The 17033-nt window shown below is 49.1% G+C and carries 17 protein-coding genes; 7 read left to right on the top strand and 10 right to left on the bottom strand.

Annotation, left to right across the window (positions count from 1 at the left end):
* Window positions 1-886 precede the first annotated feature (886 nt).
* Both AC5JLP_RS18785 and AC5JLP_RS18780 read left to right on the top strand, forming a co-directional pair.
* Window positions 887-2518, top strand: coding sequence for an HD-GYP domain-containing protein (locus AC5JLP_RS18785; RefSeq protein WP_496069469.1), 1632 nt, complete (start codon window positions 887-889; stop codon window positions 2516-2518).
* Between the two features lie 10 nt (window positions 2519-2528).
* Window positions 2529-3671 carry an FUSC family protein gene (locus AC5JLP_RS18780; protein WP_496069468.1) on the top strand — a complete coding sequence of 381 codons (1143 nt, stop codon included), beginning with the start codon at window positions 2529-2531 and terminating at the stop codon, window positions 3669-3671.
* Between the two features lie 181 nt (window positions 3672-3852).
* Here AC5JLP_RS18780 and AC5JLP_RS18775 read toward each other — a convergent pair whose 3' ends face one another.
* The 3 genes from AC5JLP_RS18775 to AC5JLP_RS18765 all read right to left on the bottom strand — a co-directional run bounded on the left by AC5JLP_RS18775 (window position 3853) and on the right by AC5JLP_RS18765 (window position 6073).
* The gene (locus AC5JLP_RS18775) at window positions 3853-4047 is read right to left on the bottom strand and encodes a hypothetical protein (protein ID WP_496069467.1); all 195 of its coding nucleotides are present in this window, start codon (window positions 4045-4047) and stop codon (window positions 3853-3855) included.
* A 411-nt stretch (window positions 4048-4458) separates the two neighbouring features.
* A complete protein-coding gene (locus tag AC5JLP_RS18770; protein WP_496069466.1) occupies window positions 4459-4929 on the bottom strand; it encodes a tetratricopeptide repeat protein in 471 nt (156 codons plus the stop codon).
* A 268-nt stretch (window positions 4930-5197) separates the two neighbouring features.
* Window positions 5198-6073 carry an alpha/beta fold hydrolase gene (locus AC5JLP_RS18765; protein ID WP_496069465.1) on the bottom strand — a complete coding sequence of 292 codons (876 nt, stop codon included), beginning with the start codon at window positions 6071-6073 and terminating at the stop codon, window positions 5198-5200.
* Between the two features lie 256 nt (window positions 6074-6329).
* On the opposite strand from AC5JLP_RS18765, the gene AC5JLP_RS18760 reads away from it, so the two are divergent.
* Entirely contained in the window at window positions 6330-7010 is a 681-nt protein-coding gene (locus AC5JLP_RS18760) for a DUF2996 domain-containing protein (RefSeq protein ID WP_496069464.1), read from the top strand.
* A 155-nt stretch (window positions 7011-7165) separates the two neighbouring features.
* Here the strand turns inward: AC5JLP_RS18760 and AC5JLP_RS18755 are convergent, their stop codons facing one another.
* A complete protein-coding gene (locus AC5JLP_RS18755) occupies window positions 7166-7684 on the bottom strand; it encodes an NINE protein (protein ID WP_496069463.1) in 519 nt (172 codons plus the stop codon).
* A 353-nt stretch (window positions 7685-8037) separates the two neighbouring features.
* Here AC5JLP_RS18755 and acsF point away from each other — a divergent pair, with 353 nt between their 5' ends.
* Both acsF and AC5JLP_RS18745 read left to right on the top strand, forming a co-directional pair.
* A complete protein-coding gene (gene acsF / locus AC5JLP_RS18750) occupies window positions 8038-9114 on the top strand; it encodes a magnesium-protoporphyrin IX monomethyl ester (oxidative) cyclase (RefSeq protein WP_496069462.1) in 1077 nt (358 codons plus the stop codon).
* 264 nt (window positions 9115-9378) lie between these two features.
* Window positions 9379-10200 (top strand): hypothetical protein, encoded by an 822-nt coding sequence (locus AC5JLP_RS18745; RefSeq protein ID WP_496069461.1) that lies wholly within the window; start codon window positions 9379-9381, stop codon window positions 10198-10200.
* A gap of 107 nt (window positions 10201-10307) precedes the next feature.
* Here AC5JLP_RS18745 and AC5JLP_RS18740 read toward each other — a convergent pair whose 3' ends face one another.
* From AC5JLP_RS18740 to rbp, 3 genes are all read right to left on the bottom strand, one after another.
* A complete protein-coding gene (locus tag AC5JLP_RS18740) occupies window positions 10308-10652 on the bottom strand; it encodes a pentapeptide repeat-containing protein (protein WP_496069460.1) in 345 nt (114 codons plus the stop codon).
* Between the two features lie 43 nt (window positions 10653-10695).
* A complete protein-coding gene (locus tag AC5JLP_RS18735) occupies window positions 10696-10911 on the bottom strand; it encodes a hypothetical protein (RefSeq protein ID WP_496069459.1) in 216 nt (71 codons plus the stop codon).
* Window positions 10912-11214: 303 nt separating this feature from the next.
* A complete protein-coding gene (gene rbp, locus AC5JLP_RS18730; protein ID WP_496069458.1) occupies window positions 11215-11517 on the bottom strand; it encodes an RNA-binding regulator in 303 nt (100 codons plus the stop codon).
* 925 nt (window positions 11518-12442) lie between these two features.
* Here rbp and lpxA point away from each other — a divergent pair.
* Window positions 12443-13294, top strand: coding sequence for an acyl-ACP--UDP-N-acetylglucosamine O-acyltransferase (lpxA, locus tag AC5JLP_RS18725; protein WP_496069457.1), 852 nt, complete (start codon window positions 12443-12445; stop codon window positions 13292-13294).
* 22 nt (window positions 13295-13316) lie between these two features.
* On the top strand, window positions 13317-13934 hold the full coding sequence (locus AC5JLP_RS18720) for a cation efflux transmembrane domain-containing protein (protein WP_496069456.1): 618 nt from the start codon (window positions 13317-13319) through the stop codon (window positions 13932-13934).
* Window positions 13935-14054: 120 nt separating this feature from the next.
* Here AC5JLP_RS18720 and AC5JLP_RS18715 read toward each other — a convergent pair whose 3' ends face one another.
* From AC5JLP_RS18715 to AC5JLP_RS18705, 3 genes are all read right to left on the bottom strand, one after another.
* Entirely contained in the window at window positions 14055-14435 is a 381-nt protein-coding gene (locus AC5JLP_RS18715; RefSeq protein WP_496069455.1) for a hypothetical protein, read from the bottom strand.
* Between the two features lie 18 nt (window positions 14436-14453).
* A complete protein-coding gene (locus AC5JLP_RS18710; protein ID WP_496069454.1) occupies window positions 14454-14663 on the bottom strand; it encodes a hypothetical protein in 210 nt (69 codons plus the stop codon).
* 162 nt (window positions 14664-14825) lie between these two features.
* Complete coding sequence (locus AC5JLP_RS18705) at window positions 14826-17033, bottom strand: AAA family ATPase (RefSeq protein ID WP_496069453.1); 2208 nt, start codon at window positions 17031-17033, stop codon at window positions 14826-14828.

The raw sequence follows: 17033 nt of genomic DNA, 5'->3' as shown, positions 1-17033 counted from the left end.
CCCATGAACACTTTAGCTTCCCCGAAGAGGTACTCCCACGTGGTAACGCTCTCTAAAGTTAGCGTTCAACGTGGTTAGGTCTAACTTGTTTTAGTCGGGTATACAGCCCCTGCGATCGCAGGGGCTTTTTCTTTGTAAATGACTTCTTTGAGGCACTACGTCATGCTCCCCATTTCTGATTTGGTGTGTTACCTTAAGAAAAGGTGGTGAACCACTTGGAGCCTGCGGGTTCCAACCTTTTGAAATTATGCCGTTTAGGATTTAGGAGGTGATGCCCATGCCAGATAGTAGTAAATGCCTGGGTCATCAAGCTGAAGTTAGCCGGCTGTGTGCTGGGGCTGTTCTCTAACAGTCAACCTTCAGTCCGAGTGATACTCAGTACACACGGATGCAATGGCTGATTCGGAGTTCCTTCCGGCAGTCTGGTTTCAGTTTGAAGACCCGCTACACCGCTCCTACTAGGCTGTTCTGTTGACTTGAACGCCTGGTAGGAGCGGATAGTTTTTTAAAGGGTGCTTTGGTTCTGCTTTGCGTAGCGGTTTAAGCATCAAGCGCGCGATCGTTAGACTTGCAATTTGATGGAGATTCGATTAAGTCTTGCGGTCGCCTTCTATAAATATTTTGACGCGGACTATTCTAGTGATTAAAGCCAACTAGTACACTTGCGCCAGCAATTTTGTTCAGGCTGTCTTTAAGGGATACAAACATTACGTAATGCTTACATTGTCTGTTGAATAAATGTTTGTTACCTATGGGAAGTGAGGTGTCTCAGCGTTGCTTGGAGCTTTTTCATGGCTTCATCTGCTTGACATTGCTTGCTTGAAGTGGCTTTCAACATCCCTTTTGACAGCTCAGGCTCTCTACTGCTCGCCCTCCGAGGTTGGATATGACCGATAGCCGGGATCAGTCCCAGGAAACGACTGAGTGCTCTGGATTAATTGAACAACTTCTGGCGATCGGCACGGCGCTTTCCAGTACTCATGACTTAGGTGCTCTATTAACTCTGATTTTGACCAAAAGTCGTGAAATTACCTGTAGCGATGCGGGTAGTGTTTACTTGGTCGATCGCACGGGCGATGAACCGAAGCTTTGGTTCAAAGTTGCGCAAAACTTTTCCCAACCAGCCGCTTCCTTTCAAGAGTTTGCCATGCCGATGACTCCTAAAAGTCTAGCTGGCTATGTCGCCTTGACGGGGGAAAGCTTAAATATCCCAGATGCATACGATTTACCAGAAGGGGTGCCTTATCAACTCGATCGCAGCTTCGACCGCAGCATCTCCTATCGGACGCGATCGGTGCTGGTGCTACCGATGCAGAATCAGGAGCGCGAGATGATTGGCGTGCTTCAGCTCATCAACCGTAAGCGTGATCCAGAAACGGTAATTACGGCTGAGAACGCTATAGACGAGACGCAACCCTATTTGGATTGGGAGAAGCGAGTGCTGCAATCGCTTGCCAGTCAGGCGGCTATTTGCATTGAGCGCAACCAACTGCAAGAAAGCATTGAGCATTTGTTTGAAGGCTTTGTCAAAGCGTCAGTGCAAATCATTGAAGCCCGCGATCCATGCACTTCTGGTCACTCAGAGCGAGTCGCTGATCTAACTGTACGGCTCAGCCAGGAAGCGAATGCGGTTACGATCGGCGCACTCCAGCCAATTTACTTCAACGAGCGGCAGATTCAGGAAATCCGTTACGCTGCTTTGCTTCATGACTTTGGCAAGGTTGGCGTGCCAGAGGCTATTCTGGGCAAACAGAAGAAACTGTTTCCGATGCAGCTTGAAGTGATCCGCAATCGGTTTGCGCTTGCCCAGCGAACGCTAGAGATGGAATGTGCTCAAGCAAAATTCAAGCATTTAGTCGAACATCCCAGTCACAAAGCGGCACCAGATGGCAAGGTTGACTGTACCCACTGTCAGCAATTCAACATGCTGGATAAAACCTTGGAGCGGGCGATTGCCCAACTTGATCACTATTGGACGCTGCTGGTAGAAACCAACGAACCGCGAGTTCTGGCTGAAGAACCATTAGCGCAACTGCGTGAGTTAGCCCATTACACCTACCGAGATGTTGATGGTCAGCTCAAGCCGTTAATCTCTCCAGAGGAAATGATGCAGCTTGTAATACTACGCGGTACGCTCACACCGTTGGAACGGGATGCGATTCAATCCCACGTGACCCATACCTACGATTTCTTGAAGCAAATTCCCTGGACCAAGCAGCTTCAGAATGTGCCCGCGATCGCCTATGGTCATCATGAAAAGCTTGACGGTAGTGGCTATCCGCTAGGCTTAAAGCAACCGGATATTCCCATTCAGTCGCAGATGATGGCGATCGCGGATATTTACGATGCCCTGACAGCAGGCGATCGTCCCTATAAACGCAGCCTTTCGGTTCCAACAGCGCTAAAAATCTTGCGGCAAGAAGCAGTGCAATCCAAACTCAATTACGATTTGGTTGAGCTGTTTGAACAGCGCCAGATTTTTGCAGTGCTAGGGCATTCTGTGCTTGAAGAAGTGTGAGGGGTAAGCTGTGAGAGGGCCAGAGACAGATGCCAGATGCCAGGAGCAAGTCCCCAATTGCGCTGTTAAGCGCAAGCGCCCTGGTTTCACTGCTTGGTACGAGTGGTTAAAATCTCCAAACGGGCTGGCGTTACTACTGCTGGGCAAAATGGCGCTTAAGACCGCGATCGCGGCAGCACTCGCCTACATTCTCGCCCAAATGCTGCACTGGGAATACCCATTTTATGCGGTCATTGCAGCCATTATTGTCATGGGATCGACAGCTGGCAGCACCGTAACGCTGAGTGTGCAACGGTTGATTGGAACGGCCATTGGTGCGCTCATTGGCGCGCTCATCGCCACGTTATTTGGTAGCAGCCCCTGGTCTTTAATAGGCAGTGTTTTCCTCACCATTTTTCTCTCCTCGGTTTGGAAATTTAATGAAGCCGCAAAGCTGTCGGGCTATATTTCGGCGATCGTCATTTTAAATTACCATCACTCCCCCTGGCTGTATGCGTGGGGTAGAGCCTTAGAAACACTACTGGGAATTGGTTCAGCGCTGCTGGTTAATCAATTTATCTTTCCCTCTCGTGTCGATGATGAACTGCGGCGCTGCTTAGCGGAGACGTTAGTAAGCCTTGAGCAGTTTTATCAGCTGGTGATGACTGGTGCGCTGACAGGAGAGTACGATCGTCTCAACGTTGATGCCTTAAAGCTTACAATCATCAGCTCACTTCAAAAAAGCCGAGCGCTATTGCAGGAGATGCGCGAAGGGCGGGCGGGTGTATTGTCTGCAACGCAAGTCAATGAAGCCTGGGAGTTTCTTGTGCGCCGCCTTTGGGAGCATATCCTCACGATGGAACACACCATCCTGGCAAGGCAGCAGGATACGTTTTGGCAACGGCTATCACCCTATTTAACTCAACTCTCCCAGGAAACCACAATCGCCCTGCTTTCTCTAGCAACAGCCGTGAAAGCACATGACACGCATCTCTTGCTACCAAACCTGGAAAATAGCTTGTCGCAAGCGACCGAGCAGGTGCAGCATTTACAGCGTATAGAGCAAGCAGATTACCCGATCGATGAACTTCTACGCTTTTTCACCTTCTTCTACACAATGGAAGAAGTGGGTAGAAAACTTCAACGCATGGCAAGTACTTTGCAATCAAGCTAACGCTGCTGTTGGCATAAAGCCAGCAACCCAAAGGATGAAACCAGTGGCTGCTAAATCAACCAGACAAAATTAAGCTTGTAGAGTGCATTGCATCGAACATTACACTCATTAGAACTCTAGAGGTGTCAATTCCTCAAAGTAACTCAGCGATAGCGGAGAGATGTGATAAGGGACGCTGCCTTTAGGGGCTAGGAACCAATTGAATGCGCCCAGCATCCATCTCGGACATCAGAAGTTCAAGCGCTTCAAAATCAACATCTGAAATGTGCCCTAAGCGTGTGAGTTCGTAGTTGATCTCGTTTTCAATGTCAGGAGTCAATTTTTTGACGTACAAGGCTTTCTGGACAAGGTGCCGGATCATTGCTGTTCTTTTCATTTTGATTAGCAGGAGCTCTGCGTAAATTCTCTACTGGTTGCCTTAGGATTGAAGTGATCCAGCCCTAGACGTAAGAGTGATTTAGATCACTACTTAGAGGGGAGTAGCGCGGAAAGCCGTATGACATTTCTTTAATCCAGCAACTTGATCAACGGATACGCTTAGAAAGCATTGAGCCAGAACTTTACGAATGCTGCATCCGCTCGTGGTTGGATTGTTTGTCGGCTGCTTTTCAACGAGCGACTCATCGCGATGAATTGCATCTTGAGCGTATAAAAACTTACACGAGCTTTACATATTTAGACGATGAACTGGTGGTTCATTAAGCCGTTTGTGATGGAGAGACAGCACCCTGAGTTTGCACGGAACTATGGGAAAAGGTGACGCTACAAAGTAAATTGCCTTAGCTGGCTAGCCAAGATGCAGTGTGCATTCTAGAAGTAATCGCTGATTCGCTAGGCCATACGGTTGAATTGCGATCGCTTTCTGAAAAGCTTCAATGGCGTCTGCATAACAACCCAACGCTGCGTGACATAAGCCCAAACCGTGTAGAGCACCAAAATGAACCGGATTGAGGTAGATTACCGTTTCGCAGTCTGCGATCGCCTTTTGATATTGACCCTGAACGTAGTAGAGCACCGCTCGTCGATTCCAGGCTTCTGCAAAATCAGGTTGATCTTGCACCAAAGCTGTCAGAGTCGCCTCTGCTTCAGAGGGGTTGCCTTCTTCAAGCAAACTTTGAGCACGTCGGAGCCTCTCTAAGCCAAGCATCCCTTTTTGCCCAAACCAGATGTGCCAGAGTGCTTGGGTCGCGCAATCGCGCACAGCTTCGTCAGGACTCTTTAAATCTTCGAGTAAGGGCACAATCGACGGCTCTTGCATCACGTTGAGGAACCTAGTTGAGAATGAGGTGCGGTTTCGACTCTCGCATTATGGTGTCTTTTTCGGGAGGGTTGATCCGCCATCGACACAACATTTGTCGAACAAACAAAGTCTTTTATCAGAGCTTTATCAGGGATTCATACTTGAACGAATGCATTGGGTGCGATCGTCGATTGAAATTGATCTTTAAGATCGCCCTCACGCTGCATCCAGGTTGGAAAACTGTTTTGACAAGAGAGGGGTCGCTACCAATGTTTATAGCTGAGCTTTAGAGGTCGGTAGAGGCTGCATGAAACCCTTCTAGTGGAGTCACGACGGTTGGATTTTGGTCAAGCCAGCGATCAATGTCTGCTCTCACAATAGCCGGAATCTCCCACGGAAAGAGGTGGGCCGCGTTAGGGTAGCAGTGATAATCGGCTTGAGGCAGTGCCTGCGCGGTCTCTAAACTGGAGGCGGCTGTAATGTGGCGATCGTCTGCTCCTGCAAGCACAAGACAGGGACATTGAATCGCTGCTAGATCCGACAAACGGTTGTAGCCTCGCTGTAGCGCCATTGATAGAGCCTGCGTGGCTCGACTAGACGTTTGTAGATAAGCTGGTAAGGCTTCTTTAGCTAAGTATTGATAAGCGGTTGGAGTGTGTTGCTGAATGAGATAGCGGTAAAGCGATCGCCGCCCAAAGGTATCCATATTCCACTGCCAGCCGGGATTAAACCAATTCAAAATCGACGCGACTCCAGTGTAGGCGTTGTCTTGCCATTGGATGGCTGGATGATTGCTTCTGGGACGTGCTGCTGTTGCCACTAAAACTAAGCCACTGACTCGTTCTGGCATCCGTAGTGTCAACTCTAACGCTAAGATGCCACCCAACGACCAACCTAAAACCAGACAGCGAGCAATGGCATACTGATCGAGCAGTGTCTCTAGATCATTCAGGTGGTCAGTCATTACAAACGCAGTTGCCGCACGACTACGACCATACCCCCGCAAATCAGGCGCGATCGTCCTGAAGCGTGTGGATAGATGCTGGGTAAACACCGACAAGCTTTGTCCTGTTCCTGGGTGTCCGTGCAAGCAGAGAATGGGAAAGCCCTGTCCTTGGACTAACGTATGGAGGTGGATTGCTTGTGAAGATGATTGAGGCACAGATTAATTAAAAGCGGCGGATAAGCAACAAACTCTATGCTAACGGTTGGCATTTCCTCTAGCCCGCACCTCTGCATTCCACTAAGATAAAACGCAGGGAGTGCGCTCCAACAAAGAAAGGGTGTTGCCCTTTCCTTGAAGAGTCTTTAGAGTCCCTCGTTACAGTACTTCCGTGTTCCTAAGCTATTCTCCTCGTACATCTCCCCTGTACAGGGCTGCGATCGTTGCAACTTTGAAATAAGGATTGACCCGAAGCATGGCAGAAGAAACAACGCCAAACCAACCTGAACAGGCTCCTACTAATACTGAAGCGAAAGCAACCGACATTCCTACGGCAAATGCTCCGGAGCCAGAAATCGCTAAACCAGATGCTGTTTCGGATGCGCCAGAGACCGATACAGCGCCAAAAAAACCTGCTGCCAAACGACCACCAAAAGCAGAGGCTGAAGGAGATGGAGACGCTAAGCCTGCTGCCAAGCGAGCACCTAAAGCTGACGTTGATGCTGACGGTGCTGAAAAACCAGCCGCAAAGGCTAAAAAAGAAAAGCCTCCAGCGTTGGAAGACAAACCTTTTGCCGATTTCATTCAGCAGGACTACCTGCCAGCACTCAAAGCGGGTTTAGCAAAGCAAGACATTGCTGACGCTGATCTGTCGTTTGAGAAGCGCAAGATTAATGTGATTGGCTTTGCTCAAGCCCCCGAATGCTGGCAAGTGGTCGGTCGTTTGACAAGCGATGCTCAGCAGTCCAGGGAGTTTAGCATCTATTTTTTCGATGAAAAGATTAATGGGCAGAAAGGCTTTTCCTATTCCGAGAGTGGCGGCAAGGCCAGCACCCTGGAATCGTTTCGGATTGATGAGCGCAAGGTTGATTTGGGGCTGCTCGTTTTTTGGACACTGCAACGGTTGAATGCCCAAAAATGGCTGGTGAGAAACTGAGAGATGGGGCTAAAGGCTGAAAGCTAAAACAGCAACGGATGGCTTTGCTCTTCTCTTTGGGTGGTCCAATCAAGCTCAGGAACGAACGGCGTCCGTTTTTGCATAAGCCCTAACGCCAAGCAGAGCTATCGCTTACTTAAGCCCTCAGCCTTGCCTTACAGCTCCTTAAATTCATAGGTGACGACGCCCGTTTCTGGATCGTTGGTGATTTCAACATAACCCTCTCTCACCATGTGTAGAAGGGTAGCTTCTACGTAAGCGAAACTTGTGCCAGTTGCCATTACTCCTTGAGTGACAGATAGTTTGCCTCCTCTGGCTTCTGCGGCCTGTAGAAGCTTCATAAGCAATGGATTAGACTCTAGCCTGGTTGGTACGGAGATCGTATCAGCAGGGATAACGCGTTGAATAACTGCCTGGTGAGGAGAGGCTCCGGGTATTAAGCCCTGACCTGCTCTGAGTTTGATGTTGTGTTCATCGACCATGTTGGGGATCAGCAAGAGGTCGATGAGTTGCCCAAAGCCAAAAAGCCCAAAACTGAACATCCACAGCAGCCCAGTCAAAATCTTGCCGTTATAGAGACGATGTAGCCCATGCACCTGAAGCAAACAGCCAAGCCAAAGAAGATAGGCTGTGCCAATTTTATTCATGTCTGTTTGGGATGCTCTCGTTTCCACGTTGTTCGTCCTCAAAGGATGCTCTCGTCTCCACGTCTTTAAATGATAAAGACTTTGCTCCAAAGCAGGCAGGGGAGCAGGCGAACCCTGTCAAGGTGTTACGAAAGTTGACGACCTGTTGCAACTCTTAACGCGATCGCTGAGTTTCGTCACCAGTTACCTTGGTAGACTTGTCTACGTAATCATCGCTGTGGTGTCGTCTATGCGCGTTTGAATCTCTGCACGCCAATCGCTTCAGAGTGTTTTGAACATCCGATCGCATCTGTACTACCCTTCACTTTGATAGTGGTACACTGCGAAGACCGACGCACCATCCCTTCGATGCAGAATCTGTAAAAAGAACGAAACGACTCATGGTAGATTCCCTTAAAAAGCCTAGCTTTGAAGAAATACGTCCTGGAGTAAAAGTTCCGGCGAAGGAGACGATTCTCACGCCACGGTTTTATACAACCGACTTCGATGCCGTTGCGGCGATGGATATTTCACCCAACGAAGATGAACTACTCGCCATTTTGGAAGAGTTTCGAGTCGATTACAACCGTCATCATTTTGTCCGCACGGCTGAGTTTGACCAGTCCTGGGAGCACATTGATGGAGAAACGCGCCAATTGTTTATTGAATTTTTGGAGCGCTCCTGTACGGCTGAGTTCTCTGGCTTTTTGCTTTATAAGGAACTAGCGCGCAAGCTGAAAGATAAAAATCCGGTGCTGGCAGAGTGCTTTGCGCTGATGTCTCGTGATGAAGCCCGTCACGCAGGCTTCTTGAACAAAGCCATGTCAGACTTTAACCTCCAGCTTGATTTGGGCTTTTTAACCAAGAGCCGTAGCTATACGTTCTTCAAACCCAAATTTATTTTCTACGCGACCTACCTATCCGAGAAGATTGGCTACTGGCGCTACATCACCATTTACCGCCACCTTGAAGCGCATCCCGAAGACCGGATTTATCCCATCTTCCGGTTCTTTGAAAACTGGTGCCAGGATGAAAATCGGCATGGCGATTTCTTTGATGCCATGATGCGATCGCAGCCCCAGATTTTGAACGATTGGAAAGCGCGACTGTGGTGCCGCTTCTTCTTACTATCGGTTTTTGCCACCATGTACTTGAATGACATCCAGCGATCGGGCTTCTACAAGGCGCTGGGACTGGATGCGCGCGAATACGACATTCATGTCATCAACAAAACCAACGAGAGCACAGCAAAAGTCTTTCCAGTGGTTTTGGATGTTCAGAATCCCGAATTCTACCAGCGTCTTGATCACTGCGTGGCAAACAACGCCAAATTAACAGCGATCGTCAACGCCGATACTTCAAAGTTTGTGCAGTTTTTCCAAAAGCTACCTTACTACGCGTCGAATGCGTGGCACCTCTTCCAGCTTTACGTGATGAAGCCAATTGATGCTGCCCCGTTACAGGGAACAGCTCGTTAGTTAGTGCGTTTGCCCTTGGTTTTAGCGGCTTTGCATGACCTGCAACTTACAGGTGCAAAGCCGTTTTTTGCGGAAACTTTTTGTGGAAACAATATGGAGTCTGTCACAATCAACGTGTTCATGAACTGAGAAACCCTGTTGCGATCGCACTTATTCCTCAATTGCTATCTTTTACAAGCCTGTTTGCTTGTTAATGGTGTCTTCACTATCTACCCTGCTTGGAGTCTGCCGACTGAAGTAGTATCCCGCTCGGCGATTGACCTCGTGAAGCAAAACCCACCCTTAGAGAGCAACTTCGCGGTGGAGGATATGCAGTCAGAAGCTAACGTGATGGGTTCCACAACTGAAGCAGGAGTCAACCACGTTAGAAAGAGCCAAGAATCAGAAATGAAGAATCAGGAGTCAGGACAGACGGTACCAGTGGGTTCCCCTGACCAAGAACCCCTTCAAACCAACCCTCAAACCTTAAACCTCAAAAGCTCTCCCGCCTCTACGCTTGACCTTGATCCCAACCTCCTCGAAAGCAGTCCTGTTCTGCAACGCTGGTTAAAGCAGGTGCCGAACGTTTTAACTGATATCAAGCGCGATCCCAGCTTTCGGACGCGGTTGCGCCTAGGCTACACCCAATTCCCCTCCTCAAAACAGGCAAGTGGGCTAAACGTGGGCCTTGAAGATGTGTTTGTGGGGCGATCGGGCTTGACGCTTAGTGCTGACTACCAGACTACGTTTAACGGTCAACGAGAAGCTTGGGGAGGTGATTTACGCTATTACATCCGGCCGCTGGGTAGTGTGATTAATATCGCTCCAGTACTGGGTTACCGTCATTTAACAACGACCCGCTACAGCACAGAGGGGATGAATGTGGGTCTGCGTTTCCTGTTGGTGCCTTCGCGCACGGGGGCGGCTGATCTGGCTTTAACACAGAGTTGGGTTGCGCCAAGGGGGCAGGATGAAGTGGGGTTGACAACGCTATCCTTTGGCTATGCACTTACGCACAACCTTCGCCTCTCTACGGATATTCAAAAGCAGAATTCTCGCTTTCGTAGCGATAGCCGAGTGGGCCTTAACCTTGAATGGATGTTTTAGTTGCGTCTTGAAGGACTTTCTGTAACGAGAACGGAAGAGGTAGACGATCGTCTACCTCTCTCGCTATAAGCCAGTATCTAGACGGTTTAGCGGTATGAAAATGATTTCTAACGATGTGTTACAGTACTGGAACTCACTCCATCAGTCATTTTAGTGCCACGCAAGGAGGCATTGTTAAGATTGGCATCGCTCATATTAGCATCACTCAAATCAGCATTGGTAAGATTCGCTTTGGTCAAATTTGTTTCAGTCAAATTTGCTCCGACCACGATCGCATCCGTGAGGTTCGCATAGCTTAAATTTGTGCGAGTCAAATTTGCTTTTGTTAAATTAGCGCCACTTAAATTTGCACCACTTAAATTCAAATTTCTGAGATTTGCTGCCATTAAATTGAGATTTCTAAAATCTCGTTGTCCTGCTGAGTAGCGGCTCATGAGTTCTTTCGTATTCATGGGGTTTTTGAGGGTAAGAGGTAGCACAACAAAAGTGTCAACGCTAAGTGCGCAGGCGATAGGTGAGTACAGACACATCCCCGGTGGGAACAAAATACGTTTCAATGTGGTTCTGGTCTTTAAGCCGTTGCAAAGCATTCACTAAAAGTGGATAGCTTTTGCCAGTGAGATCAAAGAGTTGCCCACGGTTTTGATCTCCTCGCTGAAGCGCCTCTAAAATGAGGCGATCGATGGGTGGGGGTGATGCTCCAACAGTCATTGGTCGAATCTCCGCTTCACTTGCTTATACTGGGCGAGTGCTTTGGGCTTTCATTTTTCGATCGGTGCTTCAAAGTGTTGATGCTTATGTAGGTCTGGAAAGATGCATGCTTTTGAAACAGCACCCTGTAAAGCGATGCAAAACTGAATTGATACCTTCGCTTTTTCCAAGATACTTTGAGTCATCCGACCTCTTTGAACAGGGATGAATACAAGGTTGAGATGGGCGTTGCTACAGTTATATCTCAACCTCAAAAGACAGAGCCTTAACCGCTTTCAAGACTCTAGAGTGAACGCTTTTTTCTCAGTGCTTAGTAAGCTCTAGAGGAGCGATTGTTGTTTGACCAGTGCTCTTTGGAGAGCCACGTTCTTCACGTGGTCTTGCTTGATTCACTTTAAGATCACGGCCCATCCATTCAGCGCCATCAAGGGCTGCGATCGTGGCTGATTCTTCGGTTCCTGTGCCCATTTCAACGAAGACAAAGCCTCGAAGGCGGCCAGTCTCACAGTCAATTGTCAACTGCACACGCTTAACCTCGCCATATTCGGCGAACGCCTTGCTGAGGTCGTCTTGGGTAACCTCGTAGGACAGATTGCCAACGTACAACAGACATAAGAAATCTCCCGAATCAGAAAATGGAGAGTTAGATCCGGAGGACGCTCGTAAAACGAATTACACAGCCGAAAATAATCCTTACTTGCAAGCCTAGCACAAGATTCCGTAAAGACGCGGATGCCAGCTACTAGCTCCTTGTACTTGTAAACAATGATTCACGGTTAATGCCTTATTTCTTAATGTGGTTGCTACCGTTCGTGCAGTCGGTCAGTTGCTTAGATAGCGCCCTGTTTTGCCTGTAGATAGGGCGAAACCTGCTGCTTGACGAGTCAACCGGGCAGAAATCGGTGTGGTAAGCCGTGTAATGCTGCTTCAGTAACGTACTTGAAGCCGTCTTTGGTCTGCTGTGTCTAGAGTTCAGCAGTCATCGCTTTGGCCTGGTATCGAGCGATCGTCGTTCTCAAAGATAGACATCTCAACAGCTATTTTTCTGCTGCCATAATTTATACTCTAAGAGGGCGTCTTAAAGGTATAGCTCATAGTCAAAACCTTTCAGGGCGCGGCATTCAAACAATCATGTTTCGAGGACTGAGGGGATGATTTGCCGCATGTCACGCCCCGACGCAAGGTGATCGCAACGTCTCAAACATCCTTTAAGAGAGCCACTGAATGATATTTAAAGTGAAATCTTTCTTGACGGCTCAAATACAGTTGTAAACTCGTCTAAGGCTTTGCGAATGATCGCAATCTAAAGCTGTGTCGCGAATAGTTTTCTATTAATAAATAGACAGAATGATATTGCTTCAGAGAGTGTAAGCCGACAGATCGCTTTTCGACTAAGATTCTTAATTTAGAATTAAATTCTTAAAACAACTTGGCATTCAGGTAAGACGTGGCACTCAAGCAAGAGTACAGTCGATTGACAGGTAACGGGTCAGTTAACCTTTTAATGCATTTTTTCGATAGGAGCGTTTGCTTGACTACCTTGCTGCATCCAACGGCGACGATTCATCCCCATGCTGAACTGCATCCTACTGTGCAAGTCGGTGCCCATGCGGTGATTGGGGCGAAAGTAAAAATAGGACCTGAAACGATCATTGGCCCGAATGTGGTACTTGATGGTTGGACTGAAATTGGCGCACGTAACCAAATTTTTCCGGGTGCGGCGATCGGGGTAGAGCCGCAAGATCCATCTACCACGAGTGCGCACAGCCTGGTCAAGATTGGTGACGACAATCAAATTCGAGAATACGTCACCATTAGCCGTTCCAACCATGCCGATGAAGTTACAAGCATTGGCGATCGCAATTTGTTAATGGCGTATATCCACATGGCTCAAGGATGCATGATTGAAAACCAGGTGGTGATTGCCAATGCGGTCATTTTGGGTGAGCATGTACACGTTGAATCGCGGGCATTTATTAGCGGCATTGGTGAAATTCATCCGTTTGTCCACGTTGGGCGCTTGGTGATGGTGGCATTCATGCATCAAATTACTCGCGATATTCCACCCTACATGCTAGTAGAAGGTCAACCTGCACGGGTGCGATCGTTGAATCGGGTGGGACTCAAACGCGCAGGCTTAGCCAGTGAAAAAGAAGGGCAGGTCATTCAAACGTTGAGAACAGCCTTTCGTTTGCTCTACCGATCGGGCTTCTCGCTTGAACAGTCGTTAGAAAAAATCGATTCGCTGCCCGACAATGAGCACTTACTTCATTTGCAGCAATTTTTACGTCGATCGCAAGTAGAAGGGCGGCGTGGGCTGACTCCTGGTAAGAACTTGGGACGTCTTGAAGCGGCAACGGACGACACCGTACAGTTGTATTAACCAGAAGTCTGAGAGTAAAGCTATGTCAGATCACTGTTGTCAAAAAAAATCTAGTGAACTGGAAGCCCTCTCCAAGCAGCAAAGCAAGATCCTGTGGGTCGTACTCGGTATCAATGCGGTTATGTTTAGTGTTGAGTTGCTTGCAGGGATATGGTCAAACTCATTAGCATTGACGGGTGATTCGCTGGATATGTTGGGTGATGCGATCGCGTATGGCAGCAGTCTTTACGTCATCAACATGGGAAGCAAGGCTCAGGCCCGCTCCGCCATACTCAAAAGCGGCATTATGTTTTTATCGGCTGTTTTCGTCTTTGCCAGAGCTGCCTATCAACTCGCTTTGAGTACCCCTCCAGAGTTGAGAGCGATGAGCGGTATTGGCCTAATCGCTCTCTGTGCTAATTTAGTTTGCCTGTATCTCCTTACTCAACATCGCAACGACAATATCAACATGTCTTCAGTATGGCTCTGTTCTCGCAACGATATTATTGCCAACGCTTCTGTATTAAGTGCAGCAGGGTTGGTTTATCTGACGCACTCACCTTTACCAGATATCGGAGTTGGCATGTTTCTTGCCGTTGTTTTCGCGAAGTCAGCAGGCTCAGTACTCTCTCAATCATTGCAGCAATTGAGGCAGGCATAGCTGAGGCTGAACTCATTCTTCTGACACATATTCAGTAAAAATGACGACGAAAATGCAGCGTTGGTGCTCTGAGGCTTAGCGTTGAGTGCTTGAAAGTTTAAAGCTAATTCGATCGCGCCTCTAAACTTGCTCAGGGTCAATGCCAGCGGCTCTTAACCGTTCTGCTAGCCGCTCTGCACGTTGCCGTTCTTGCTCTGCGCGAGTTTGTGCTTGTTGAAGCTGTTGAGCAATCTCTGTGTAGGTTGCAAAGGGTTCACCATCTGGTCGTAGGAGTTGCAGCACGGCACCAGAGGTATCAAACCGAATGCCAAGCCGAGGGCTGACCCAGCCTGCAACTGGATCAATCACATCCAACCCATTCTCGCTCCGAAGCCAGCCGCTCAAATCGTTGCGATCAGGGTCGTATAGGTAATATTCTTCCACTCCGTAGCGATTGCAGAAAACTAGCTTTTTATCCATTTCGGTGCGAGTACTGCTCGAAGAAAGAATCTCAAACACCACGTGCGGCGCAATCGTGTTTTATTGCCACTGCTGATAGGAGCCGCGATCGCCTTTCGGTCTGCCAAAAATCACCACGACATTTGGAGCTGTACAGATGTTGTTACTTCCCTCGACGGAATACCAGAGCAGATCACCCGCCACAAAAATATTGGCCTCAGCAGCAAACAGCCACTCCAGGTTCTGCTGAATCACCACAATCCAGCGGAACTGCTTTGTGTTGTCTGCCATCGGCTTACCGTCGCTGTCGGGGTAAATGATTTGTGGATTTGCAGTTGTTTTGAGCTGAGGTCACATAACGCTGACGGTTGATAAGCTGGATTTAACCAGAGCAGCCACTCTGAATTTAACCTAGCATGACGCATCCGCTTGTTCGCTGCAATGCCGCGCGCCTTAACGATGAGCATGAATTAAGACAATTGTACTATGCCATTTCACGGTTTGATGCACCAGTCGCATAAACGCCGATCGCGCTTTTGTAATCTCTGTATGAGAAAGCTGCCGCGAGAGATGCGTTGCGTAGGTTGGTTGAGCGTCGGTGGGAGTGAACCAGCGATCAATCAACGCTGTTGTGATTAATGTGTCTGTAGAAAGTGACTCGACTTGCATTGCTACCGTAACGCCAGCCACTTCAAAAATGCTTTGTAAATCCTGGATGTCCCAATTCACCATTGGGTCTTCGGGCTGCGTGTAGATGGCTTCTTCTGACTCGGTTAGTTTTTGATAAAGTTTGGCGCTCAGCCAGATGGGGTCAAGCAGTTGGTAAAGCCGCTGTGCTTGATGAGGAACCGCTTCTGCTAACGTGACGGTGCCATTGGGCTGTAGCCAGTCTACGAGCGATCGCACCACACCCGCCTTATCAACTTCTCGCATGAGTGCATTACGTCCGATGATGTGGTCAAACCGTACATCGCTTACTTGTGTTTTCAGAACGCTTGGCAACTCTGTGAGGGAGGCTTGCAAAACGATCGGGCGTGTGAGTTCTGGTAGGGCAGCAGCTTGTTGAGTCAGTGCCTCTGCATCGGTTGGGGTGCGAACACAGGCAACGACACTGCCTTCGGGCACCTGGCGAACCGCTTCCCAGGTTAGTAACCCACTGCCAGCGTTGAGATCCAGCACTACATGATGGCGTTGGGGCGCGGCAAGGGTGAAGAGGCGATCGCGCAAGGCCCCAAGTCGTTCTCCAGCCTGCCCTAACGTGCGCTGAAGCCAGCGTTCCTGGGCAGAATCGACAGGGCTAAAGGTCAGCGCTTCTGATGCGGTTGTGTCGTCTACTAGTGCGGCCAGTTGCGCCTCACGCTGTCGTGCTACTTGTGTTTGAATGGTGGCCTCAAAACCTTGCTTTGATGGTTGGTAAAAGACTTGCCCTTGTAGGCTGCTGGGCAAATACTGCTGAGCTACCCAGTGATCACGGTAGGCGTGGGGGTAGAGGTAGCCTGCGCCATGCCCAAAGCCTTTTTTGTCTCGATTGGCATCTTTTAAGGGATTGGGAATATCCCCTTCTCGCTCTTGTTCTACTGCAGACAACGCATCGAAAAAGCCCATGACGCTGTTGGATTTGGGAGCCGTTGCTAAATAGAGAGTCGCGTGGGCGAGTGGATAACGTCCTTCGGGTAAGCCGACGCGATCGAACGTTTCTGCACAGGCATGGACGATTGCGATCGCATTGGGGTCTGCCATGCCCACATCTTCGCCAGCCAAAATCAGCAATCGACGAAAAATGAAGCGTGGATCTTCCCCGGCATAAACCATCCGCGCCAGCCAATAAAGTGCGGCATCGGGATCAGACCCACGCACACTTTTGATAAACGCGCTGATGGTATCAAAGTGGGCATCCCCTTCTTTGTCGTACAGCACAGCACGACGCTGGATGGATTCTTCTGCAACCGCCAGGGTGATGTGGATGATGCCTGCTGCATCTGGTGATGTGGTTTCCACAGCGAGTTCCAGCGCATTTAGCAACGCACGCGCATCACCGTTTGCCACATTCACTAGATGATCAAGCGCGGCTGCCTCTAACTGCACGTTGAGTTTGCCGTAGCCGCGATCGACATCCTGTAATGCCTGCTGTACAACGTTTCGCAAGTCTGATTCTTCTAACGGCTTCAGCTGAAAGAGCCGCGATCGACTGACCAACGCTTTATTCACTTCAAAGTAGGGATTCTCTGTCGTCGCACCAATGAGAACAACCGTGCCATTTTCGACCCAGGGTAGCAACGCATCCTGCTGGGCTTTGTTGAACCGATGCACCTCATCGACAAACAGGATGGTGCGCTGACCGTACAGGCCACGTTTGTCTTGAGCAGCGGCGATCGCCTCTCGGATCTCTTTGACCCCAGACAGCACCGCATTAATGGCAATAAAATGCGCTTGCGTTGTATTGGCAATAATCTGCGCCAGTGTCGTTTTTCCCGTTCCTGGTGGCCCGTAGAAAATGAGCGAAGAAAGTTGATCGGCTTGAATCGCTCGTCGCAGCAACCGTCCAGGCCCGACGATCGCATCTTGACCCACAAACTCATCCAACGTGCGGGGACGCAACCGTGCTGCCAACGGCGCTTCAGCCTCAGTGATGTCTAAACGATGCTGCTGAAAAAGATCCAT

Source organism: Stenomitos rutilans (assembly GCF_059505485.1).
Note: the sequence above shows the minus strand (reverse complement) of the source record. Positions and strands in the feature narration are given on the sequence as shown.